We start from the raw sequence: 22,404 nt of genomic DNA, 5'->3' as shown, positions 1-22,404 counted from the left end.
TGAGGACTCACGCATGAAAAAAGTCGCTCTCATTACGGCCGGCGGCAGCGGTATGGGCGCTGCGGCGGCGAAGCGTCTTGCGGCAGATGGATTTTCGGTCGGCATCCTGTCGTCGTCCGGCAAGGGCGAGGCGTTGGCTGCAGAGCTCGGTGGCTTCGGCGTCACCGGGTCGAACCAGTCGGCGGACGATCTGCAGAAGCTCGTCGACGGTGCGATGCAGCGCTGGAAGCGCATCGACGTTCTCGTCAACAGCGCTGGGCACGGACCGCGCGCCGCGATCCTCGACATCACGGATGACGACTGGCATCGCGGCATGGAAGTCTATCTGATGAACGTCATACGGCCGACGCGTCTCGCTGCGCCGATCATGAAGCAGCAGAAAGCCGGCACGATCATCAACATCTCGACGGCCTGGGCGTTCGAGCCGAGCCCGATGTTCCCGACCTCCGCTGTTTTCCGTGCAGGCCTCGCGGCCTACACGAAACTTTTCGCGGATTCATTCGCGGCCGACAATGTGCGGATGAACAACGTGCTGCCGGGCTGGATCGACAGCCTGCCGCAGACGGACGAACGCCGCGACAGCGTGCCGATGAACCGCTACGGCACGTCGGAGGAAATTGCCGCGACGGTGTCGTTCCTCGCTTCGGATGGCGCGGGTTATATCACGGGACAAAATCTGCGCGTCGACGGCGGGTTGATGCGCGGGATTTGACGCCGGACCCGTCATGGTGAGGAGCAGGCCAGGTCGGCGCAGCCGACCCAGCCGCGTCTCGAACCACAACGGCCGATGCCCCGCCTTGAATTGCCCGGGCCGTCGTCCTTCGAGACGCATGGCTTCGCCATGCTCCTCAGGATGACGGGTTCAGGTCAGGGACAGCTGACGTCTAGGTCAACGAAACGTCGACATCACGATGCGCAGTGCTTCGCGGGCGCGCGGATCGCGCAGGCGCGAATGAAGCCGCACCTCGGATGACGGCAGCGCCGGCAAACCGAACGCAGCGCCGACATCGACAGCACCGGCCGGCGCGACGCGTCGCGCGAGCGCCGCAACGCCGAGCCCCGCGCTGACGGCAGCACCGACCGCAAGCACCCCTCCTCCGACGAACACTTCGGTCCAGGCGATCTTTGCCTCGTCGAGCGCGCGCGCCGCGATCGCACGCACGCCGCATGGCGCCGCGAGAGTCGCGAGGCGCAAAGTCTCGCCCTCTTGATAGCGGAACGCCGGTGACGCGAACCAAGCGAAGCGATCGACGAAGAGCTTCTGCCCGTCCTTGCGATTGTCTTCGCGGCGAACGACGACGGCTTCGATCTCGCCGCGATCGAAACTCGCGACGAGCTCGCGCGAGGCCGCGATGCGCACCTCGATCAGCAGACGCGGATCGTGCTTGGCGAGTTTCGCGATGAGTTCGGGAAGCTCCGGCCCCGCGACATGATCGCTGATGCCGAGCAACAAACGCCGCGGCGGCTCCGCCGCGATGCTGGCGACAGCGCGCTCGTGCGCGGCAAGAAGCTCGCGGGCGGGACCGAGGAACGTCTCGCCGTGAAGCGACAGCCGAACATGACGCGGCGTGCGCTCGAGAAGCCGGCAACCGATACGCTCTTCGAGCCGCTTGAGTTTGAGACTGATGGCAGCTTGCGTCGTGTCGAGTACGTCAGCAGCGCGGGTGAAGCTGCCGAGTTCGGCGATGAGCACGAAGGCGCGAACGGTCTCGACGTCCATCACGGGCAGCGCGGCTGTCATTACGTATCCTTATCTTACATATATCGATACATATCTTTTCATTATCATATGCGGCGTCGATATTGCGTGCAACACCCATATGAGGAGCAACGCCAATGTTGGTCATGCAATACGCCCACCGACTTCCCGCCGACTACGACATGTCGAAGATCGAAGAGCGCGCGACACAGCGCGGTCCGCTATGGGACACCATGCCCGGGGTCGGTTTCAAGGTTTTTGCGGCGCGCCGGCGCAGCCATGGCACAGCGGATAATGTCTACACGTCGATTTATGTGTGGCTCGAAACTGCTGCAGCGCTGAAGTTTCTCAGCGATGATCGATTCGGCGCAGTGGTGAGCGGGTTCGGCCGTCCGCTGATCGAGACGTGGCTGCCGGTGGATGTGCGCGTCAATGCAATCGGCGGCGCGAAGGCAACTTCGATCGTTCGCTCAGCCATCGACGTCCACGGCGCTGACATCGCGGCGCTGCGCGCAAACGAAAACGAGCGCAACGCCGTCCTACTGAGAGAGGGTGCGCTCGCTGCAGTCTCGGGACTAGATGTGCATCGTTGGCAACTTGTGCGCTATGCGGTGCTGCCCGAGGTAAAAGCGGAGCAAAATGGCGAAATAGCCTACGACATGCTCCACTTCGCCCGCCCCGGCTGGGCGGCGCTTGCCGCCACGGATGCTAAGCGCGCCGCTTAGACCATCCAGGCCCAAATTCCGACCAGCACTGCCGCGGCAAGAACGGTGCTGATGACGAGGACGACGAGAACAGGTCGATCCAAGAAGCCTGCGCGCGCTTCAGTGGCCGACTCAACGACTTGGCCGTCAGCTTCTTTGTGCATGAATAGTTCTCCTTCATGAGAAAACCCACGCGATACCGCGCGGGTTCCAAAGAAGGATCAGATACTTGTCGCGCCGGTCAGCAGGGACGCGGGCCGCGCGGCGTTTCGACGTAACATTCCGGCGGCGGCGGCTCGTAGTACCGCGGCGGCGGAGGTGCGTAGTAACCCGGAGGCGGCGGAGCCGCGTTCACGCCTGCGACTGTCGCGCCGGTTGCGCCACCAACGGCCGCGCCGGCAAGCGCACCGCGTCCGCCACCGAGCAGACCGCCGATGATCGCGCCGGTGCCGGCACCGAGAGCGCCACCGCGCAGTGCTTCGTTCTGTTGGTAAGTGTTGTTCGCGCAGCCCGCCAGGCTCAGCCCAGCCACAGCGACGATCGCCATTGTTTTGATCATGTGCATTCCCCTGCGAGTATCGCACCGCCCCGTGCGCACAGTCACACTGTGCAGCATTTGCGGCTTCACTGCGACCGAACGTACCGGGTCGTTAAGGATCGCGGGGGATAAGGTCAATGGGCTACTAACGCACCGGCAGAGGCGTTAGTTGGTTTCGGCGAGCACCGCTTTGGTTGCGAGGTCTGGACCAAAATCCTCGACGCTCTCGATGGCAAGGAGCCCGGCGAGACGACCACGGGCGCGATTGACACGACTCTTAATAGTGCCGACAGCGCAGCCGCAGATCTCGGCAGCCTCCTCGTAGGAAAAGCCGGAAGCACCGACCAAGATCAGCGCTTCGCGCTGGTCTGACGGGAGTTTCGCCAGCGCCGTGCGGAATTCCTCGAACTCGACGCGGCTGTTCTGCTCGGGCTGCGACTTCAACGACTCGGCATAGCTGCCGTCCGTATCCTCGACCTCGCGCTTGCGCTTGCGATATTCAGAGCGAAAGAGATTGCGCAGAATGGTGAAGAGCCAAGCCGACATGTTGGTGCCCGGCTGAAACGAATTGATGTTCGCAAGCGCACGCAGCATCGTCTCTTGAACGAGGTCGTCTGCCCGGTCCACATTGCCGCTTAGCGAAATCGCAAAAGCGCGCAACGAAGGTACCGCGCCCAGAATTTGATCTCTGGTCGCCGGATCAATGTTCATCAGGCGCGCTCTCCGCCGCCGTCCGATTTGTCGAGTTGTTTCAACAGTTCAGCAAAACGATCAGGCACGCCCTGGCTGACGACGTCATCGTACAGCGCCCGCAGGTTCTCACCGATCTTCGCTTGCACATCGCGGCCCAACGCCACTTTGTTGTTACTTGACCCCACTTCGGTGTCCTTCAATCCTGACCCCGAGCCAGAGGCCTTGCGGTTCTGCATTCTTGATCCTCAAACCCCACTTCCCGCTGGGGTTAGCGTTTGGCGCGTCGACAACGCCAAGAAAGAAATACGGTTCCATTTCAATGGAACTTTTTTTCCAATAACTCGTTACCGTGCAGTTCGAAACATAAAGTCGGCCTTTCTGGAGGGTCTTAAGTGTCTACAGCCCAAGCCGTTGCTCAACATCTCCCGTTTCTTCGGCGCTATGCGCGTGCCCTCACAGGAAATCAATCCTCTGGCGATGCCTACGTCACCACGGCGCTCGAAGCGCTGGTGGAAGACCCGAGCGCGCTGAGCGGTCCGGACGGAGCGCGTGTGGCGCTCTATCGCATCTTCACGAAAATCTGGAATTCGCTCGACGTGAACGCTTCGGCGGAGCCGGCGTCCGGCATCGCGGCCGAGCAGCGCCTCGGCTCGATCACGCCGCATGCGCGCCAGGGCTTCCTGCTCGTCTCGCTCGAGGGCTTCACGGAAGAAGATGCCGCGAAAGTGCTCGACACTGATGTCTCCAACCTGCGCGAATTGGTTGAGACCGCAGGCCGGGAGCTTGCCGCCGAAATGGCGACGGACGTGCTCATCATCGAGGACGAAACCTTCATCGCGATGGATCTCGAAGGCCTCGTTCAGGGTCTCGGCCACAAGGTGCTCGGCATCGCCCGCACGCATTCGGAAGCGCTGGCGCTCGGCAAGTCGCACAAGCCGGGTCTCATCCTCGCAGACATCCAGCTCGCCGACGGCAGTTCGGGTCTCGATGCAGTGAACGACTTGCTGCGTACGTTCGAAGTGCCGGTGATTTTCATTACGGCTTACCCGGAACGCTTCCTCACCGGTCAGCGTCCGGAGCCGGCGTTCTTGATCGCGAAGCCGTTCCAGCCCGCGACCGTCTCGGCCGTGATCAGCCAGGCGCTGTTCTTCGCACGCAACGCGCGCCGTCAGGATCAACGCAAGAGCGCCTAACCTCCCAGCAGGTGAACGACAAAGGCGGCGTAGTCTCTACGCCGCCTTTTCGCTGTCCGGATTTGGCGGATCTTCGGCTTTCGCCTTCGCGGATTTTCGCGGCGGCTCGCCGACGCCGAGCGCGGCTTTGAGTTCCTGCGCGAGCGTGTAGCCGAGCACGATGACATCGAGGATGGAATCACGCTTACGCGCTTCGACCGGAGAATTCGCGGCCTTCCACGCCCATAACAAAACGCCGGCGGATAAGACGCAGAGCACGAACGCGACGAGCAGTCGGCTGCCGATCGGGCCGAGCTGATCTTCAAGCGCGATACGCGACGCGGAGATAAGCAGAGAGATTGCAGCGACCAGGAAGACAAAAACAAAGGCGCCGGCGACGATGCGCCGACACCATAGTTTCACCTGCTCACGAATACGCTGCACCGATTGATCGATGCCCGTCATGGCATTTAGGCCGCGTCGCGCCGTCCTGCGAGACCGGCGAGAAAGCCGATGCCGAGTGCGATCGCGACGGTCATCATCGGGCGCTTCTCAAGCTCTGTGCCGATACGCGCCATTGCGTTGGTGCCTGACTTAGCGACGCCCGTGACTGAGGTGGCGCCGTCGCGCACTTTGCCGGCAACGCCGGAGATCGACTCGGCGACGTAGTTGCCGACCTGCGCGGACGCGCGATGCACGACATCGCTGACGAGATCGCCGACCTGATCGGTCGCGCCCGTCACTTTCTGACGAATGTTCGAGCTGCTGGTCAATTCGTTGATACGGCTTTCGAGCCCGGCAATGATGCGCTCGAGTTCACTGATGTTGCGCTTCGGCGCCGCGCGGCGTGTGGTGCGGCGAGCTGTCTTGCGCTTGGCGGGCGTGCGTTTACGGCGCGCAGAGGTCGTCGATTCAACGTTAGACATAATAATGTTCCCCGTGACTGATCGTGCGGGTAACGCGTTGATGTCGATCAGAGTTCCATCGCCAGGAAGATTTGCCGTATCGCTATGGGCAAAGAAAATGGGCACGGCCGATGTTTCACGGCCGCGCCCGCAACCGGGTCAATCACGAGGGGAAGGATCGATACCGGTCTGTGCGCATAACGCCGATTCCTTGCGGTTTGTTCCGCGTGAATTTCGAGCGCAGTGCCGACGCGATTTTCTCACGAGGAAACAAATAGGTGCAGGAGGCGTTCACCAGACGCCCTCTATGGGGTAATGAACTGAGCATCATGACAACGCCGCCAACTTCCGCATCGCAATCGCAAGCCCCCGCATCGGACGATGCGCGGCAGTTGGCGGACATCAATGATCGGTTGCGGCGCGAGGTAGCGGCTCACGAGGCGACGTTGGGCGAACTCGAATCCGTCCGCCGCAATCTCGAAGAGCGCGTTGCACAACGTACGAAAGAACTCAGCGACGCGACGGCGCGCTTCGAAACGGCACTGCGTGGCGTGCGCGCTTTCGTGTTCGAGCAAGATAAAGACCTGCGTTACACCTGGGCCTACAATCCCGACACGCAATCGTCCGGTTCGCAGATCGAAGGGCAGACCGACGAGGACATGTTGCCGCCGACGGAGCGCGATTTCATCATCGCCCTCAAGCGCAAGGTGATCGAGACCGGTAAGCCGGCAAGCCACGAAGTGAACTATCTCCTGCCCGATCGAAGCTCGCTGGTGTCGCTGCATATCGACCCGCGCATCGCGCCGGACGGGACGGTCGATGGCATCGTTTGCGCGGCGCTCGATATTTCGCGCACGCGCACACTGGAAAGCGAGCAGCGGCGGCTGACCGAAGAGCTCGGGACGGCGGTGCAGCGCTACGAGACAGCACTGCGCGGCTCAAACGTCACCGTGTTCACGCAGGACGAAAATCTCCGTTACACCTCGATTAGCAACGATTTCCTCGGACGCCCGGCCGACGACATTGTCGGCAGCGACGAAGAGCGCGTGATCCCGGCTGAGAGCCTGCAGAAGGTCGTGGGCATCAAGCGCGAGGCGCTGGACACCGGCGAGTCGTCGTCGGGCGAAGTCGAGGTCGCGTCCGACGACCACACGCGCTGGTTCGATCTTCACGTCGAGCCGTTGCGCGATCTCCAAGGCGTCATGGTCGGGCTAACCGGTGCCGTCGTCGACATCACGGATCGTAAGGAAAACGAAGCGCATCTGCGATTGCTGCTGCGCGAGCTGACGCATCGCTCGAAGAACCTCCTCGCCGTCATTCAAGCGATGGCGCGACAGACTGCACGGCACGTCGGCTCGACGGAAGCATTCCTCGATCAATTCTCGGCGCGCCTGCAGGCGCTCGCGACGTCGCACGATCTGCTCGTCCAAGAAAGCTGGCACGGTGCCTCGCTGCACGAACTCGTGCGCATGCAGCTCAGCCACCACCTCGATCGCTTCGAATCACAGTTGACCTTCGATGGCCCGCCAGTGCTGCTCAAGCCGGAAGCCGCGCAGGGTCTCGGCCTCGGCCTGCACGAGCTTGCGACCAACGCGGTGAAATACGGCGCGCTCTCGGTTCCGCAGGGGCGCATCGACATCCGGTGGCGGCGCATGCCGGCGGATGAAGGGCACGGCATCGAGCTCACGTGGCAGGAGCAGAACGTGCCGAACGTGAAGATGCCGACACGCCGCGGCTTTGGTTCGACCGTCATCGAACGGCATCTCGCGCGATCGCTCGATGCTGAGGTGAAGCTCGAGTTCCCGGAAGGCGGCGCTCGCTTCCAGGCCATTATCCCGATCACGCAATTCGTCGCGACACTCTAGACGGCCCTGCATTCCGCCTTTGCGCTCTGCGCCGTCCGCGCTAAAAGGGCGAAACCCCAACAACACCTGCGGAATATATGCCGAATCGGAACGCGCTAACGACGCAACTCTTTGCGCTATTCTTCTTCGCCCTCGCGATGCTGGGCAGCGTGCCGGCATCGCATGCGCAAGAGACGCCGGCCGCAGTCGCCGCGCTCGAACAGGCGAAGTCGGAACTCGACCAGATCGAGGCAGCGCTCTCGGCGGAAGCCGCGACGGTTCATTCGGCCGGTCAGATGCAGGCCGAGACCGACCGCTTGAGCGAGTATCGCGCGAAGATCGTTTCGATCCGCGAACGCCTGCGATCCCGCATCGAAGAACTTGAGCCGCGACTGGCCGAACTCGACGCGCGCCTGAAGCAGCTCGGCGTCGCGCCGGCCAAAGATGCGCCGCCGGAAGAAGCCGCCGTCACGCAAGAACGCGAACAGCTGACGCAGAATTTCGGCATCGTCGACGGCGCGCTCAAGCAAGCGCGCCTCCTCTCAGTGAAAACCGATCAGCTCAACGACCGCATCAGCGAGCGCCGCCGCGCGATTTACGCGCGCATGATTTTCCAGCGCTCGGCGAGCGTTCTCGATCCTTACTTCTGGGTCGAGGCCGCGAATGCGGTTCCCGAAGAACTCCGCAGCCTCGGCTATGCGCTCGACTCGTGGCGCGAGACCGTCGTCAGCGCCGGCATCTCGCGCATCGCGCCGGCCTTGGTGGTGATCCTCGCCGTCCTTGGCGGGCTCTTCGCGATCACGCGCTGGTGGGTGCCGCATTTCGACGCAAACCCGCAAGGCGGGACGCGGCTCGCGCGCGCACGGCGCGGCCTGCTCGTCTTCGCGTGGCTATTCGGCCGCACGCTGATCGCGGTCATCGTCGCGGTGCTGGTGCTCGAAGCGTTCGGCCTCCTGCCCTACCGCGTCGGCGAAATCGCGAAAGGCCTGATCCCGGCAGTCTTCGCGGCGACGTTCGGCCGCGGCGTTGCGCGCGGCTTGTTCGCGCCGGACGCGCCGGAACGCCGTCTCATCGATATGGACGATCCGACCGCGAAACTGTTCCACGACCATCTGGTCTGGGCGACGCGCGCTTTCGGCATCATCATCTTCGCGCAGCTCACGCACCGCGCACTCTACGGCCCGCTGATCCTGACTGTCGCGACCAACGCGATCCTGGCGATTTCGATCTCGTTCCTGTTCCTGCACCTCCTCTCGCGTCTCCGCGCGCAGGAGGGCGAAGATCAAGTCCTCGTCAAAACGCCGGGCCTGCGGCTCGCGATCTGGATCATCGCGGTCGCCAGCATCATGTCGCTGATCGCCGGTTATTCGGCGCTCGGGGCGTTCATCGCGTTGCGCGCGATCGTCGGCGCTGCCGTGCTCGGCGCGCTCTATCTTCTGCTCGTCGCGACGGACGCGTTGTTCACCGACACGCTCGCCGCCGATACGCCGCACAGCCGCAAGATTGCCGGCATGCTCGGCGTCAACCCGCGCAATGTCGGCGTTGTCGGCGTCATGCTGTCGGCGGGCATCCGCGCGTTGCTCATTCTGCTCGCGCTGATGCTGATCGTCGGCCCGTGGGAAGTCTCGACCGCGGACCTCATCGACTCGGTGCAGAGCATCCCGCTCGGCTTCAAGATCGGCGAGATCAATATCTCGTTCGTCGCCATCGTGACGGCGATTGCGGTGCTGGTCGTTGGTCTCATCGTGACCAAGACGGCGCAGCGCTGGCTGCAGCGCGATCTTCTGCCGCGCACCGCGATCGAGCCGAGCCTGCAGCTCTCGATCGGCACGATCTTTGGTTACATCGGCGTCATAATCGCGATCTCGATGGCGCTCGCGGGCCTCGGCATCGATCTGCAGAAGATCGCCTTCGTTGCCGGCGCACTCTCGGTCGGTATCGGTTTTGGCCTGCAGGCGATCGTGTCGAACTTCGTCTCCGGTTTGATCCTGCTTGCCGAACGCCCGATCCGCGTCGGCGACTCGATCGTCGTGAAAGGCGAAGAAGGCTGGGTACGGCGCATCCGCGTGCGCTCGACCGAACTCGAAACGTTCGAACGCGCCAGCGTGATCATTCCGAATTCGGAACTCATCACCGGCATGGTGAAGAACTGGACGCACTCGAACACGATGGGCCGCATCATCGTGAAGGTCGGCGTCGCTTATCGCAGCGACCCGGAAGAAGTGCGCGACATTCTGCTTGCGATTGCGACCGAGCATCCGCAAGTGGTCCAGGCGCCGCCGCCGCGTGCGTTCTTCATGTCGTTCGGCGACAATTCGCTGCAGTTCGAACTGCGATGCGTGGTCGCCAACGTCGACAACAGCCTTGCGGTGAAGAGCGACATCCACCTTGCGATCTTCAAGCGCTTCCGCGCCGCGGGTATCGAAATCCCGTTCGCGCCGTACGAACAGCAATTCAAGCCGGGTGGCTGGAACGCGCCGCAGCCGCCGCTGGACGAGAAAGCGTAACGCGCCCCGCTTTGGGCACGATCGGCGTTTACGAAATCGGATGACTTTCGGACGACACTACGCGATCTAGCGAATCACATCGCGCGTCAGGGCATTTTCGATGATTTTTCTTGCGTCTTGCGGCTTCATGGCTGCGCTGGTGGGCGGGTGCCCGGCTGCCGATAACGCACCGCCGAGCGAGCCGAAGTTCTATGCTTCGGTCGCCAAGGGCGGCAAAGTCGATCCGCTGACTGCGCAATCGATGATCTCGGGATACCGCCGCAACAACGGCCTCAACCCAATCGAGACCGATGCGGGCCTGATGAAGATCGCCGAGGAGCATGCGCGCAACATGGCTGCGCGCGGCGCAGTCGAGCACAATCTCTCCGGTAAGAAGAATTTCAACGAACGCGTCCGCGCGTCCGGCTTCGATGCGAAATTCGCAGTCGAGAATGTCGGCGGCGGTTATCACACGCTCGCCGAAGCATTTTCGGGCTGGCGCGACTCGCCGTCGCACCGTGAGAACATGCTGCGCAAAGGCGTGACGCATATGGGCATCGCGGCCGTGCACACGCCGAACTCAAAGTACAAAGTGTTCTGGTGTCTCGTGCTTGCGGCCAAGGACGATCAGCCGAAGCGGCAAGGTCCGCCGCCGGTCGCCGCTAAGCCGAAGATCGGCGAAACCACGATGACGATCCGCTAAGACGCGTAATACGCGAAAGAAAGCTGCAGCCGTCATTGCGAGAAGGCGCGTTGCGCGAAGCGCCGCGCCGACGAAGCAATCCAGCTCTTTATTCCCGACTCCTGGATTGCCACGTCGCGTCTTCGACGCTCCTCGCAATGACGAGATACGCTACGGCTCAATCAGCGTGAACTGCAGCAGCAGCGTGCGCTGCCAGGACGAGAAGTTATCGTCCGAGACGATCGTCAGCACGGTCTCGCCCTTGTCGCCCGCATGCACCGACAAACATTCCATGTTGTCGATGTTGAACGACCAATCAGCCTCGATCAGCACCGGGCCATCGAGCAGCGCGCCGGGCTGCACGGCGCTAAGCGATACGCGGCGGATGCGCATGCCGGCGCCGCGCAGAAACGAGAACGCGCGTTCGAGAATCAAAAGATCGCCGGCGGGCGTAAGCGCCGCATCCGTGATGTCGAATTCGCCGATGCGCTTGATCGCGAACGAGCCCGGCGACTTTCCGCCGATCAGATAGCCGAGAATGTTGCCGTTCTCGTCGAGCGCTTTCTCGGACAACGCGATGAGCGTTCCGGCGAGCGGCAATCCGGGTGGCACCGCGACGAGGCCCTCGATGCCCTTATTGGACGGCATTTTCTTCGTCTCGGGCGGCATGCGCACTGGCTGACCGCGCGCGAGCAGGCCCTGCTTGCCGTAGTCGAAGCGGAAGATCTGATGCACGCGCTCGTAGCCGACCCAAACCGTACCGCCGCTCTCAGCGAGCGACTCGGAGTCGTAATAGCGGCGCGGCATCGGTTTGCCGTCGGCGCCGAGGATCGGCGCGATCTCGACGTCGGCAATGCCGGAGGGTTTGTCGCCCTGGTAGTCGATGCGCCCGCGCAACCAGCGGCCCTTGTCGGTGACGGCGAGAAAGCGCTTGCCGTCCCTCTCGACCCGGATCGACGAGATGCCGCCGAAATCCTTCGCGTCCGATGTGAGAACGAGACCGCCGCGGAACTCCAGCGCGCCGAAGCGCTTGCGCGCGCTGTCACGTGTTGCGAAGCCGCTCAGTGGTTCGGCCTTCACGTCGATCTTGGTCGGACCGGGCGCAAGATCTCCGCGCTGCGCAACGGCCTGCGGTGCGCCGAGAGCGGCAGTGACGAGGGCCGAACCGGCGAGCTGCAGCGCGGCCCTGCGTGACGTCACGTCAACGCTCCCTTGCCGATGCTGGCCGCGAGAACACGCGCGGCATGCACGGCCTCACGCCCTGCTCCGTCCTTGATCTGATGACGGCATGACGTTCCATCGGCGACGACGATCGCGTCGGCGTCCGCCGCGCGCACGGCCGGCAGCAGCGAGACTTCCGCCATCGCGATCGAAGCGTCGATCGTGTCGGCGCCGTAGCCGAATGCACCGGCCATGCCGCAACAGCTTGTCTCGATCGTCTCGACGTTCAAACCCGGCACCTGGCGCAGAAGTTTCTCGGTGGCGCTCAATGCACCGAATGCCTTCTGATGACAATGGCCGTGCAGCAGCGCTTTTCCGCCAACAGGCTGCAGCGGCAGCGAAAGCGTGCCGGCCGCGAGCTCGGCGCTCAGGAATTCTTCGAACAGCACGGCGACGCGGCCGACGGCTTCCGCCTGCGCGCGCGCCGTGGCGTCGTTCTTGAACATCGCCGGCACTTCGTCGCGGAAGGAGAACAGGCAACTCGGCTCGAGGCCGAGGATCGGCACGCCGCGCGTGGCGAACGGAGCCAACGCGGCGAGTGCGTGTGTTGCCTCTTCGCGCGCTTTGTCGACGCGGCCGACCGAGAGGAAGGTGCGGCCGCAACAGAGCGGGCGTTCGCTCGCACCGCTGCTCGCAACATGGACACGGCAACCCGCCGCGACCAGCACATCGACGGCGGCACGTAAATTTTCCGGCTCGAAGTAGCGATTGAACGTGTCGGCGAGCAGCACGACCTCGCGCCCATCGGCGGGACCGACCGGCGCACCGTCACGGAAGATATCGCTACGCCACGCCGGCAACGAGCGGCGCGCTGCGAAACCCGCGACCGCTTCGGACAGCGCGGCGGCGCCAGGTAGCTTGTCGCGCAAGTTCAGCAGCCACGGCACTTTTGCGGCGGCCGGCGCGTAGCGCGGCAGCCAGCCGACGAGCTTGTCGCGGAGCGACGAGCCGTACTTCTTCGCACGTGCGGACGCGACTTCGATCTTCATGCGCGCCATGTCGACGCCGGTCGGACATTCGCGGCGGCAGGCTTTGCACGAGACGCAAAGCTTCATCGTGTCGGCCATCTCGTCGGAGGCGAGTGCGTCCGGTCCGAGTTGGCCTGACACCGCAAGGCGTAATGTGTTGGCGCGGCCGCGCGTGACATGGCGCTCGTCGCGCGTCACCCGATACGACGGGCACATAACGCCGCCTTCGGCTTTGCGGCAGGCGCCGTTGTTGTTGCACATCTCGACGGCGCCCTGGAAACCGCCGCCGGTTCCCGAATAGCCCGACCAATCAAGTTCGGTTTCGATCTCCAGCCCGCGATAATCCGGACCGTAACGGAACTTCGTGCGGTCATCGAACTTCGGCGCGTGAACGATCTTACCTGGATTGAAGATCGTCTCGGGATCGAAGCGCGCCTTCACATCCTCGAAGGCGCGCGTCAGACGCGAGCCGAACATCTTCTCGTGAAATTCGGAGCGCACGAGGCCGTCGCCGTGCTCTCCGGAATGCGAGCCCTTGTATTCGCGCACGAAGTCGAAGGCTTCTTCCGCGATGGCGCGCATCGCTTTGACGTCTTTCTCGAGTCGCAGATTGAGCACCGGGCGGACGTGGAGGCAGCCAACAGACGCATGCGCGTACCACGTGCCGCGCGTGCCGTTCCGCTCGAACACTTCGGTGAGGCGCGACGTGTAGTCGGCAAGATGCTCGAGCGGCACCGCACAATCTTCGACAAATGACACCGGCTTTCGCGCGTCCTTCATCGACATCATGATGTTGAGGCCGGAGGTGCGCACATCTGCGATCGCGGCCTGCAGCGCCGGATCGAGCACCTCGACAACGCCGCCGCATTTTGCGCCGGACTTATCCCAGCCGAAGCCGAGATCGCCCATCACCTCGTGCAGCATCTTGAGCTTGCGCGCATTTTCCTCTTCGCCGTCGTCGAACTCGACGAGCAGGACGGCGTCGGGCGTGCCGCGCACGAACTTCTCCAGCGTCGGGCGAAACATCGCGATCTCGCGCGCGAGTGCGATCATCGTCGCGTCGACGAGTTCGACCGCGATGGGCTTGAGCCGCACGAGATATTGCGCGGCGTTCATCGCCTCGTAGAAACTGCCGAAGTGGCAGACGCCGAGCGCGCGGCGTCCTAGCACTGGCCAAAGCTTCAATTCGACTTGGCGCGTAAAAGCGAGCGTGCCCTCGGAGCCGACGAGAATGTGCGCGAGGTTGACGTCGTTGTGGCCGGGCGTCAGCGCATCAAGATTGTAACCGCCGACGCGGCGTTGCACTTTCGGATAGCGCGCCGCAATCTCGTCCTTCTCGCGCGCCGCGATGCCGAGGAGATCGCGCGCGAGCGGTCGCAACGGCGAATTCGCGGGGAGATCGGAAAGATCCGGCGCGACGCGGCCGAAGCTTGCATGCGTGCCGTCGGCGAGCGTCGCGTCGATCGAGAGCACGTTGTCGCGCATCGTGCCGTAGCGGAGCGAGCGGCCGCCGCACGAGTTGTTCGCCGTCATGCCGCCGATGGTCGCGCGCGACGCGGTCGAGACGTCGACCGGATACCAAAGGCCGTGCTTCTTGAGCTGGCGGTTGAGATCGTCGAGCACGATGCCGGGTTCGACGACGCAGCGCCGGCCGGTGACGTCGAGGTCGACGATGCGGTTGAGGTGCTTCGAGCAATCGATGACGAGCGACTCGCCGACCGTCTGACCACTCTGCGACGTGCCGCCACCGCGCGGAAGAACGCTGACGCCCTCCGCCTTGGCGATATCGAGCGCGCGTTCGGCCTCGGCCATCGTTTTCGGCGCGACGACGCCGACCGGCATGATTTGATAGTGCGAGGCGTCGGTCGCGTAGCGCCCGCGGTCAAACGGCGAAAACAGCACGTCGCCCGTGATTTCGGCCTTCAGCCGCCGCTCCAATCCGGACCGCACCACGCTCGTCACCTGTCTCTCCCCGGGCTTTTCTATTTTGAATGCAAAATTAGCTGGCGAGCGCGGGTTTTGGCTGGCGCTTGGTGCCGCCGTCTTCGTCCACGCTTTCGGCCAGTCGCTCGACGGCGGCGGCTCGCTTGTTGCGCAGGTGAAGGAAGAGGATGTCGCTGAGCTCGTTGCCAGCGCGGCGGCGCAGAGCGTCGAGGATCAACTCGTGCTCACGCATCGCATCGGCCCAGCGGTCGCGCTTGCGCGTGAGGTTGGCCGAGAAGCGGACGCGCCGGACACGATCCGACACACTGGCATAGGATGAGGCGAGCGCGACGTTGCGCGCGGCCGCGACGATATGCTGATGGATCGCTTGATTGGCGCGGAAGTAGCCGTCCATCTCGCGCCGCATGTAGTGGCCGTACATCTCGTGATGCAGCGCTTCGATCGCGGAAACCTCACTGTCCGTAATGTTTTCGCACGCAAGGCGACCCGCGAGAGCTTCGAGACCTGCGACGAGATCGAAGAGTTCGCGGATATCGGCTTCACTCAGCTGACGCACGCGCGCGCCACGATTGGGGAGGAGATCGACGAGGCCTTCGGAGGCGAGAACTTTAAGCGCCTCACGCAGCGGGGTGCGCGACACGCCGAACATCTCGCAAAGCTGACGCTCCGGAATGCGGGCGCCGTCCGGGATATTGCCGGCCGCAATGTATTCGCGCAGCCGCGACAACAGCTCGCCGTGCAACCACGCCGTCTCGGCGCGATCGAGCGCGCTGGCGGAGCCGGTATCGGCCGGTTCGACGGTCAATGTATCCATGCGGCGAGGATACCTGGCCCGCGAGTTCGGGCAACAATTTTAATTCTAAACCGGACTTGCCTCGCCATTTTTTGAATGCAATATTGCGCGCCGAATGACCCGGCCGAGACCGGGCCCGACAGACGCGCAAAGGAAACGCCATGAGCAAGAACGCCTCCCGCACGGCCGGCCGCCATTTCCTACAGATCCCCGGCCCGACGCCGGTGCCGGATCGCATTCTGCGCGCCATGGATACGCCGGTGATCGACCATCGCGGCCCTGGCTTTGCGACCGTCGCCAAGCAGTCGCTCGAAGGCATCAAGACGATCTTCAAGACGACCAACCCGGTCATCATTTACACGGCGACCGGCACGGGCGCGTGGGAAGCCGCCCTCGTCAACACGCTGTCAGCCGGCGACAAGGTGCTGATGGTCGAGACCGGCCAGTTCGCCACGCTATGGAAGAAGCTCGCCGAGAAGCTCGGCCTCAAACCGGAACTCATCCCGACCGACTGGCGCATCGGCGCCGACCCGGCCCTCGTCGAAGCACGTCTGCGCGAAGACAAGGGTCACGAGATCAAAGCCGTTTGCATTGTGCACAACGAGACGTCGACCGGCGCGCTCTCGCCGATCGCGGAGATCCGTAAGGCGATCGATGCCGCCAAGCACCCTGCTCTTTTGATCGTCGACACGATCTCGTCGCTGGCTTCGGCCGACTATCGTCACGACGAATGGGGCGTCGACGTTACGGTCGGCGGTTCGCAGAAGGGGTTGATGCTGCCGCCCGGCATGTCGTTCAACGCCGTCAGCGACAAGGCGCTGAAAGCTGCGGCGACATCGAAGCTGCCGAAGTCGTTCTGGTCATGGGAAGACATGATCGCGGCAAACAAGACCGGCTATTTCCCCTACACGCCGGCGACCAACATGCTGCACGGCCTCAACGTCGCGATCGACATGCTGCACGAGGAAGGCCTCGATAACGTGTTCGCGCGCCACGACCGGCACGCCGAAGCAACGCGCCGCGCGGTGCGTGCGTGGGGTTTTGAAGTGCTAGTGAAAGATGCGAAGTATTTCTCGCCGACGATCACCGCCGTGCTGCTGCCGGAAGGTCAGAATGCCGACAAGCTCCGCGCGGTCGCGCTCGACAATTTCGACATCTCGTATGGCTTGAGCTTCGGCCCGTTCTTCGGCCGCTTCTTCCGCATCGGCCACCTCGGCGACACCAACGATCTCACGATCATCGCCGCGCTTGCGGGTGCCGAGATGGGTCTCGAACTCGCGGGGATTCCGTTCAAGAAGGGCGGCGTGCAGGCCGCGATGGATTATCTCGTCTCGGCGCATCAGGGCGCCGCGACCGGCAAGGCGGCCTAAGCGCCGCCTATTTTCCCGACAGACGCCGGCGGTTTGCGCGCACGCGGCGCGCGATCGGCTTCATCGCGCGGCGGCCGGCAATCGCATGGCTGTAGCCGAGCGCAAGAGCAGTCGTTGCTTCCATCTGAGCTTCGATCGCGGCGGACTGCTTTTCGAGGATCATGCGCTGCGCTTCGATCAACGCGGGCATCCCTCCTCCCGCGAGCTTTGCGAGCCTTAGTCCGACGACCATCCACGATTCCATGCCCAAGGCAAAAAGCCCGGCCATGTCGTCGGCGCCATAGCGGCCCATTCCATTACCCCTCTGAGACGCTCCGCGCCCGGGGACGCTTGCGCGTCCGATTGGAATGCTGCGAAGCATCCGACTGTTCACATGGCCCGCGGCGTTCTGACGCGCAAGCGCAAGTTCGCGCCATTCACGACAATGCGACGGATAGTTTTCGTCTGTCGGCAACAATAGCTGGAGTGGAGGCGTGCCTGTTTAGGCGGCACATCAAAGCAAAAGGCCCGGCGGGGGGCCGGGCCTTTCACAGAATCACGCAGCAGGGTCAGGCCGCGTGGGGGTTGTAACGGAGGTCAGCTGCACGGGTGAGGAGGCGCGACTCAATCGCGTCCTGAATGCGGCCCAACCATTCTTCAGCTTCGCGCAGCCGGCTCTCAGCTTCGATGGCGCGCGCTTCGGACTGGCGCGCTGCCTCTTCGGCGATCCGGATACGCTCTTCAGCATTGCGTAGTTCAGCGAGTGCACGCTCTGCGAGCGCAACGCCGCGCATCTCAATTTCCTTTGCGTGGGTCTCTGTCGACATCATCGCCTCAGCGGCCTCCTCCACCGCATCCAAGGTCGCACTCCAATCAACACTCGGAGCACGGCGACGTTCTGAGATCGACGGCGCAGCGGGAGCCGCCGCAACCGGACGTCCGCGCGCCATGCGCAAGCGCAGCACGTTGTCGAGATCCTGGGTCTCGGAACCGGCCGGAAGACGACGAGCTGGGCGCTGCATAAACTGCTCCTGAAAATCGGGTCCGGCTTTCCATGGCCGGTTAACAGATAGTTTCACCGCTATGGTTAATGGTGAGTTAAGACGGATTAACAGGCAGAAAAGATTGTGGCTGCCCGGCAGACTTCAGCCTGCGGGATTGCCGCTATCGATTGTGGGAGTGGCTCAGCTCGCGAGGCTTACGGCCGGCTCCAGCGCGACGTTCAGGTTCGCGGCGCCGCCGGAGGGACCCGGACGGCCGATGAGATAGCCCTGCGCTTCGTCGCACGACTCATCGCGCAGGATCTCTAGCTGCGAGACGGTCTCGACGCCTTCGGCCAAGACCGGAATGTCGAGGCTTTTGCCGAGAGCAAGCACGGCCCGCACGATGGCTTTGGCCTGTGCGTCGCGCTCGAGGCCGCGCGTAAACGAGCGGTCGAGTTTGATCTTGCTGAACGGGAATGCGCGGAGCGTCTCAAGCGACGAATAGCCGGCGCCGAAATCGTCGATCGCGATGGCGACACCGAGATTGCGAATGCGGCGCAGCGTGTGCAGAGCGCGAACCTTGTCGGCGATCAGAGCCGTCTCGGTGATTTCCAATTCGAGCCGCGATGGCGACAAACCGGTCTCGACCAGGATCGCATGCACTTTCTCGGCGAAATCGGCGCGTGCAAGCTGCACACCCGATACGTTGACGGCGATCTTGCCGCCGCTCCAAGACGCAGCATTCGAGCAAGCGGTGCGTAGAACCCATTCGCCGATCTCGACGATGGAGCCGCTTTCCTCGGCGATCGGGATGAATTCTTCGGGTGAGATCGCGCCGCGCTCGCGATGATTCCAGCGCAGCAACGCTTCGTATCCACTCACTTCGCCTGTCGTTACGAGCGTCTGGACCTGGTAATGCAGATGGAATTCGCCGAGCTCGATCGCGCGTAGAAGATCGGCGCGCAATGATTTCCGCTCACGTGCCGCTTCGTCCATCTCCTTCTCGTAGAAGCACACCGACGAGTCAGGAACGATCTTCGCGCGATACATCGCGAGATCGGCGTTGGACAACAGCACTTCCGTCTCGCGGCCGTCCTGCGGATACAGCGCGACGCCGATGGAGCCGCCGGTCACGGCTTCGAAATCGTCGAAAGCGATCGGCAGTGTCAGCGCCGTCTCGAGACGCGCGACGAATTCGTGCAGTTCATTCGTCCCCGCAAAGCGTTTGATGGCGGCGAATTCGTCACCGCCAACGCGTGCGGCAAATTCGCCTGGCTGCAGCAACGACGCGAGACGCTCCCCGATGACCTTCAGCGTCTGATCGCCGGCGGCGTGGCCGCGAAGATCGTTGATCTCTTTGAAGTGGTTGAGATCGATTCCGACGACGGCGAGGGACCAGCTGTTCTGCTCGGCGCGGGCAAGTTCCTTGTTCAGGTATTCGTTCAGGTGCACGCGGTTCGGCAGACCCGTCAGCGCATCGTTGAGCGCGAGGCGGCGCAGATGGTTGACCGTTTCGGCAGCGGTGCGCTCGTCGATCATGTAGCTCGCGACACCGGTGCCGACGACCATGAGGCCGACACTCGCGACAGCAACCGCGATGGCGGCGAACGCTTGCTGACTCGATTCATCGCCGTGCCCGCCGAGCGGCGTCACCGCGACGGCCGCCATGCCCGTGAAGTGGAGCGCGACAATCGAGACGACAAAAAGTGCGACAGCGACCGCGAGCGAATGACGATACTTGCTGCGCACGGCAACGCGGACGGCAAGTGCCGAAATCGACGCCGCGAGAATGACGGAGGCGGCGACGTAAGCGGTGTCCCAATCGACGATGCCGGCGACATGGTAGGCCGCCATGCCGGTATAATGCATGCAGGCGACGCTAAGGCCGACGATGGCGCCGCTGACTTCCGGCAGGTAACCGTCCTTGTTGAAAGCGCTGATGCCGAATCCGATGCCGCAGCCCGCGATCGCGACGATCAGCGACACCATGGTGAAGATCGGGTCGAAGGTGACCGGCGCCGCGGAGTTGTAAGCCAGCATCGCGATGAAGTGCGTGCACCAGATGGAAGAGCCGGCGGCAACCGCCGTCAGAAAGGTCCAGCCGTTCTTTTGGCTACCGCTGCGCTCACGCGCGCGCTGATAGAGACTGAAAGTGATCGCGCTGCCCAAAACGCAAATGATGGCAGCGAGCGACACGAGCCAAAGATTATGATCGGTAACCAGACACGAGATGACACGCACAATAAACGCCCCAAAAGCGGCGTCGCTGTCCCCGCGCGACGCTTGATTGGAGAAATTGTATCCAGTTGCAACTAAAGAGTGAGTTAAAGGCGGCCTGTAAGTTATCGTTGCATCTAGCGAATTAGCGAATTTAGGAGCTTCTGATTGCGGGCGTCTTCTCGTCATAGTTGCGGGCTACCAGCATTTCGCTTCGCTCGATCCGGAGAATCGATGCTGCTTCGTCTTTTTACAGCCGGTCTGCTCGTCCTTGCCGCGACGGCGGCCGCGCGTGCGCAGGAGGCAATGACGTGGGAGGATCCCGGCGATGTGCTGGTGCGCGACGCGACGGCACCGGCGCCGCCGGACCCCGCGATCCGCTGGGGGCGCGAGACACACTGCCCGATCATCGAGAGCGCCGCAGCTTTTCGCGGGCTGCCGACCGAGTTCTTCGTCCGTCTGATTCATCAGGAAAGCCGCTTCAATCCGACGGCGGTGAGCCACAAGGGCGCGCAGGGCATCGCGCAGTTCATGCCGTATACGGCGTCGGAACGCGGCCTGAAGAACCCGTTCGATCCATTCACGGCGATCCATGCGTCGGCGCATCTTCTCGCCGACCTGCGCGCACAATTCGGCAGCGTGGGTCTCGCGGCGGCCGCATACAACGCCGGACCGCAACGGGTGTCCGACTGGCTCGCCGGGACGCGGCAGCTGCCGGGCGAAACGCGCAGCTACGTCATCGCGATTACGGGTCTGGCGGCGGACCATTGGCGCGATCAATGGCGCAGCGATTGGCCGGGTGTGACCGACGCAGAATCGACACCGACCAAGACATCGTTCACCTGTGCGCAGATCGCAAAGCGCGGCGCTGCTACTCGCATCGCGAGCACCAAGCCGCAAGACGCTCCCCTCTCGAAGGACAACTGGGGGCCGTGGGGCCTGCAACTTGCGGGCGACTTCTCGCAGGCGAAGGCAATGGCGTCGTATCGCAAGCTGCAGCAGCGCTTCGCCTCGGTTCTCGGCGATCGCGAACCGATGGTGATGATGCAGCGCACACGCGGCGTCCCCGCACCGCGCTATTTGGTCCGCGTCGCGGAATCATCGCGCGAGCGCGCCAATGCGCTTTGCGCGCGGCTCTCCAAACTCGGCGGCGCCTGTCTGGTCTATCGGAACTAGAGTGGCATACGCGCGGCTTGCGTGGCAGACTCCCCGTCCCTTCCCGTTGCCGGAACATTCGACATGCCGATCCGTTGCGTCGTCCTCGACGACTATCAAAACGTTGCGCTGAAACTCGCCGACTGGTCGTCGGTGACGAAGGACGTCGAGGTTCACGTCATCAACGAACCGCTCGCCGACGCTGCAGCCGCAATCGCGGCGCTGAAGGACGCCGAGATCGTCTGCCTGATGCGCGAGCGCACGCCGATGCCGAAGGCGGTGATCGATGCGCTGCCGAAGCTGAAACTCATCATCACGACGGGCGCGCACAACGCCTCCGTCGATCTCGACGCGGCGGCCGCGCGCGGCATCGTCGTCTCGGGAACCGGCGGTGTCGGCGGGCCGACAGCCGAGCTCGCGATCGGCCTCATCATCGATCTTGCGCGCAGCATCACGTTCGAAGCATCGCGCATGCGCGCGGGCCAGCCGTGGCAAGTGACCGTCGGCCGCGACCTTGCCGGATCGACGCTCGGCGTGCTCGGCCTCGGCAAGCTCGGTGGACGCGTCGCGCGCATCGCGCAGCAGTTCGGCATGAACGTGATCGCGTGGAGCCAGAACCTCACCGAGGAGCGCTGCCGCGAGATCGGCGCAACGCGCGTCTCGAAGGAAGAGCTCTTTGCGCAAGCCGACTTCATCACGATTCATCTGACGCTGAGCGACCGCACGCGCGGGCTCATCACGGTGGACGATTTCAAGCGGATGAAGAAGACGGCCTACATCGTCAACACATCGCGCGGTCCGATCATCGACGAAGACGCGCTCTACGATGCGCTGAAATCGAAGACGATCGCGGGCGCGGCGCTGGACGTTTACAACGTCGAGCCGCTGCCGACCGGCGACCGTTTCCGCAAGCTCGACAACGTCATTCTGACGCCGCATCTCGGCTACGTCACCGAGCCGAACTATCGCAAATTCTACGAGGATACGGTCGAGGACATCCGGGCTTTCCTCGACGGAAGCCCGGTCCGGCCGGTGAAAAACAAGTAGCTTC

The 22,404-nt window shown here is 63.4% G+C and carries 22 protein-coding genes; 9 read left to right on the top strand and 13 right to left on the bottom strand.

Annotated elements, in window-relative coordinates:
* Positions 1–13 precede the first annotated feature (13 nt).
* On the top strand, positions 14–712 hold the full coding sequence (locus tag GJW30_RS11785) for an SDR family oxidoreductase (RefSeq protein ID WP_096355517.1): 699 nt from the start codon (positions 14–16) through the stop codon (positions 710–712).
* Positions 713–889: 177 nt separating this feature from the next.
* Here GJW30_RS11785 and GJW30_RS11780 read toward each other — a convergent pair whose 3' ends face one another.
* Positions 890–1,741 (bottom strand): LysR family transcriptional regulator, encoded by an 852-nt coding sequence (locus tag GJW30_RS11780; RefSeq protein ID WP_096355515.1) that lies wholly within the window; start codon positions 1,739–1,741, stop codon positions 890–892.
* Positions 1,742–1,881: 140 nt separating this feature from the next.
* Between GJW30_RS11780 and GJW30_RS11775 the strand changes: the two genes are divergently transcribed.
* The gene (locus GJW30_RS11775; protein WP_245408494.1) at positions 1,882–2,424 is read left to right on the top strand and encodes a DUF4865 family protein; all 543 of its coding nucleotides are present in this window, start codon (positions 1,882–1,884) and stop codon (positions 2,422–2,424) included.
* On the opposite strand, the gene GJW30_RS22685 is transcribed toward GJW30_RS11775, so the two are convergent.
* From GJW30_RS22685 to GJW30_RS11760, 4 genes are all read right to left on the bottom strand, one after another.
* Positions 2,421–2,567 carry a hypothetical protein gene (locus tag GJW30_RS22685; protein ID WP_157746742.1) on the bottom strand — a complete coding sequence of 49 codons (147 nt, stop codon included), beginning with the start codon at positions 2,565–2,567 and terminating at the stop codon, positions 2,421–2,423. The genes GJW30_RS11775 and GJW30_RS22685 overlap by 4 nt on opposite strands.
* A 77-nt stretch (positions 2,568–2,644) precedes the next feature.
* Positions 2,645–2,962 carry a YMGG-like glycine zipper-containing protein gene (locus tag GJW30_RS11770; RefSeq protein WP_096355511.1) on the bottom strand — a complete coding sequence of 106 codons (318 nt, stop codon included), beginning with the start codon at positions 2,960–2,962 and terminating at the stop codon, positions 2,645–2,647.
* Between the two features lie 144 nt (positions 2,963–3,106).
* On the bottom strand, positions 3,107–3,652 hold the full coding sequence (locus GJW30_RS11765) for a sigma-70 family RNA polymerase sigma factor (protein ID WP_096355509.1): 546 nt from the start codon (positions 3,650–3,652) through the stop codon (positions 3,107–3,109).
* A complete protein-coding gene (locus tag GJW30_RS11760) occupies positions 3,652–3,870 on the bottom strand; it encodes a NepR family anti-sigma factor (RefSeq protein ID WP_130364901.1) in 219 nt (72 codons plus the stop codon). Before GJW30_RS11760 ends, GJW30_RS11765 begins: the two co-directional genes overlap by 1 nt.
* 156 nt (positions 3,871–4,026) lie before the next feature.
* Here GJW30_RS11760 and GJW30_RS11755 point away from each other — a divergent pair, with 156 nt between their 5' ends.
* On the top strand, positions 4,027–4,827 hold the full coding sequence (locus GJW30_RS11755; protein WP_096355505.1) for a response regulator: 801 nt from the start codon (positions 4,027–4,029) through the stop codon (positions 4,825–4,827).
* Positions 4,828–4,863: 36 nt separating this feature from the next.
* On the opposite strand, the gene GJW30_RS11750 is transcribed toward GJW30_RS11755, so the two are convergent.
* On the bottom strand, positions 4,864–5,271 hold the full coding sequence (locus tag GJW30_RS11750) for a hypothetical protein (protein ID WP_096355503.1): 408 nt from the start codon (positions 5,269–5,271) through the stop codon (positions 4,864–4,866).
* Between the two features lie 5 nt (positions 5,272–5,276).
* Positions 5,277–5,732: a hypothetical protein gene (locus tag GJW30_RS11745; RefSeq protein ID WP_096355501.1), complete on the bottom strand. Its 456-nt coding sequence runs from the start codon at positions 5,730–5,732 to the stop codon at positions 5,277–5,279.
* A 425-nt stretch (positions 5,733–6,157) separates the two neighbouring features.
* Between GJW30_RS11745 and GJW30_RS11740 the strand changes: the two genes are divergently transcribed.
* The 3 genes from GJW30_RS11740 (at position 6,158) to GJW30_RS11730 (ending at position 10,744) form a co-directional block, all read left to right on the top strand.
* A complete protein-coding gene (locus GJW30_RS11740) occupies positions 6,158–7,576 on the top strand; it encodes a sensor histidine kinase (RefSeq protein ID WP_245408493.1) in 1,419 nt (472 codons plus the stop codon).
* A 77-nt stretch (positions 7,577–7,653) separates the two neighbouring features.
* Positions 7,654–10,062 carry a DUF3772 domain-containing protein gene (locus GJW30_RS11735; protein ID WP_096355498.1) on the top strand — a complete coding sequence of 803 codons (2,409 nt, stop codon included), beginning with the start codon at positions 7,654–7,656 and terminating at the stop codon, positions 10,060–10,062.
* Between the two features lie 100 nt (positions 10,063–10,162).
* Complete coding sequence (locus tag GJW30_RS11730; RefSeq protein WP_096355496.1) at positions 10,163–10,744, top strand: CAP domain-containing protein; 582 nt, start codon at positions 10,163–10,165, stop codon at positions 10,742–10,744.
* Positions 10,745–10,894: 150 nt separating this feature from the next.
* On the opposite strand, the gene GJW30_RS11725 is transcribed toward GJW30_RS11730, so the two are convergent.
* The 3 genes from GJW30_RS11725 to GJW30_RS11715 are packed head-to-tail and all read right to left on the bottom strand — an operon-like array spanning position 10,895 to position 15,670.
* The gene (locus tag GJW30_RS11725) at positions 10,895–11,923 is read right to left on the bottom strand and encodes an esterase-like activity of phytase family protein (protein ID WP_096355494.1); all 1,029 of its coding nucleotides are present in this window, start codon (positions 11,921–11,923) and stop codon (positions 10,895–10,897) included.
* Positions 11,920–14,874 carry an FAD-binding and (Fe-S)-binding domain-containing protein gene (locus GJW30_RS11720; RefSeq protein ID WP_245408492.1) on the bottom strand — a complete coding sequence of 985 codons (2,955 nt, stop codon included), beginning with the start codon at positions 14,872–14,874 and terminating at the stop codon, positions 11,920–11,922. The genes GJW30_RS11725 and GJW30_RS11720 overlap by 4 nt, the downstream gene beginning before the upstream one ends.
* A 37-nt stretch (positions 14,875–14,911) precedes the next feature.
* Positions 14,912–15,670 (bottom strand): GntR family transcriptional regulator, encoded by a 759-nt coding sequence (locus tag GJW30_RS11715; RefSeq protein ID WP_096355490.1) that lies wholly within the window; start codon positions 15,668–15,670, stop codon positions 14,912–14,914.
* Positions 15,671–15,810: 140 nt separating this feature from the next.
* Here GJW30_RS11715 and GJW30_RS11710 point away from each other — a divergent pair, with 140 nt between their 5' ends.
* Positions 15,811–17,019: a pyridoxal-phosphate-dependent aminotransferase family protein gene (locus tag GJW30_RS11710; RefSeq protein ID WP_096355488.1), complete on the top strand. Its 1,209-nt coding sequence runs from the start codon at positions 15,811–15,813 to the stop codon at positions 17,017–17,019.
* 7 nt (positions 17,020–17,026) lie between these two features.
* Here the strand turns inward: GJW30_RS11710 and GJW30_RS11705 are convergent, their stop codons facing one another.
* From GJW30_RS11705 to GJW30_RS11695, 3 genes are all read right to left on the bottom strand, one after another.
* Positions 17,027–17,311, bottom strand: coding sequence for a hypothetical protein (locus tag GJW30_RS11705; RefSeq protein WP_096355486.1), 285 nt, complete (start codon positions 17,309–17,311; stop codon positions 17,027–17,029).
* A 256-nt stretch (positions 17,312–17,567) separates the two neighbouring features.
* Positions 17,568–18,020 carry a hypothetical protein gene (locus GJW30_RS11700; protein WP_096355484.1) on the bottom strand — a complete coding sequence of 151 codons (453 nt, stop codon included), beginning with the start codon at positions 18,018–18,020 and terminating at the stop codon, positions 17,568–17,570.
* A gap of 162 nt (positions 18,021–18,182) precedes the next feature.
* A complete protein-coding gene (locus GJW30_RS11695; protein ID WP_245408491.1) occupies positions 18,183–20,177 on the bottom strand; it encodes a bifunctional diguanylate cyclase/phosphodiesterase in 1,995 nt (664 codons plus the stop codon).
* 255 nt (positions 20,178–20,432) lie between these two features.
* Between GJW30_RS11695 and GJW30_RS11690 the strand changes: the two genes are divergently transcribed.
* Complete coding sequence (locus GJW30_RS11690; protein WP_096355480.1) at positions 20,433–21,374, top strand: lytic transglycosylase domain-containing protein; 942 nt, start codon at positions 20,433–20,435, stop codon at positions 21,372–21,374.
* A 63-nt stretch (positions 21,375–21,437) separates the two neighbouring features.
* The gene (locus tag GJW30_RS11685; RefSeq protein WP_096355478.1) at positions 21,438–22,400 is read left to right on the top strand and encodes a D-2-hydroxyacid dehydrogenase family protein; all 963 of its coding nucleotides are present in this window, start codon (positions 21,438–21,440) and stop codon (positions 22,398–22,400) included.
* Positions 22,401–22,404: the final 4 nt, after the last annotated feature.

Origin of the sequence: Variibacter gotjawalensis (assembly GCF_002355335.1) — a bacterium.
Classification (GTDB): Bacteria; Pseudomonadota; Alphaproteobacteria; order Rhizobiales; family Xanthobacteraceae; genus Variibacter; species Variibacter gotjawalensis.
The sequence above is the reverse complement of the archived record's forward strand: the minus strand, read 5'-3'. Positions and strand labels throughout refer to the sequence as shown.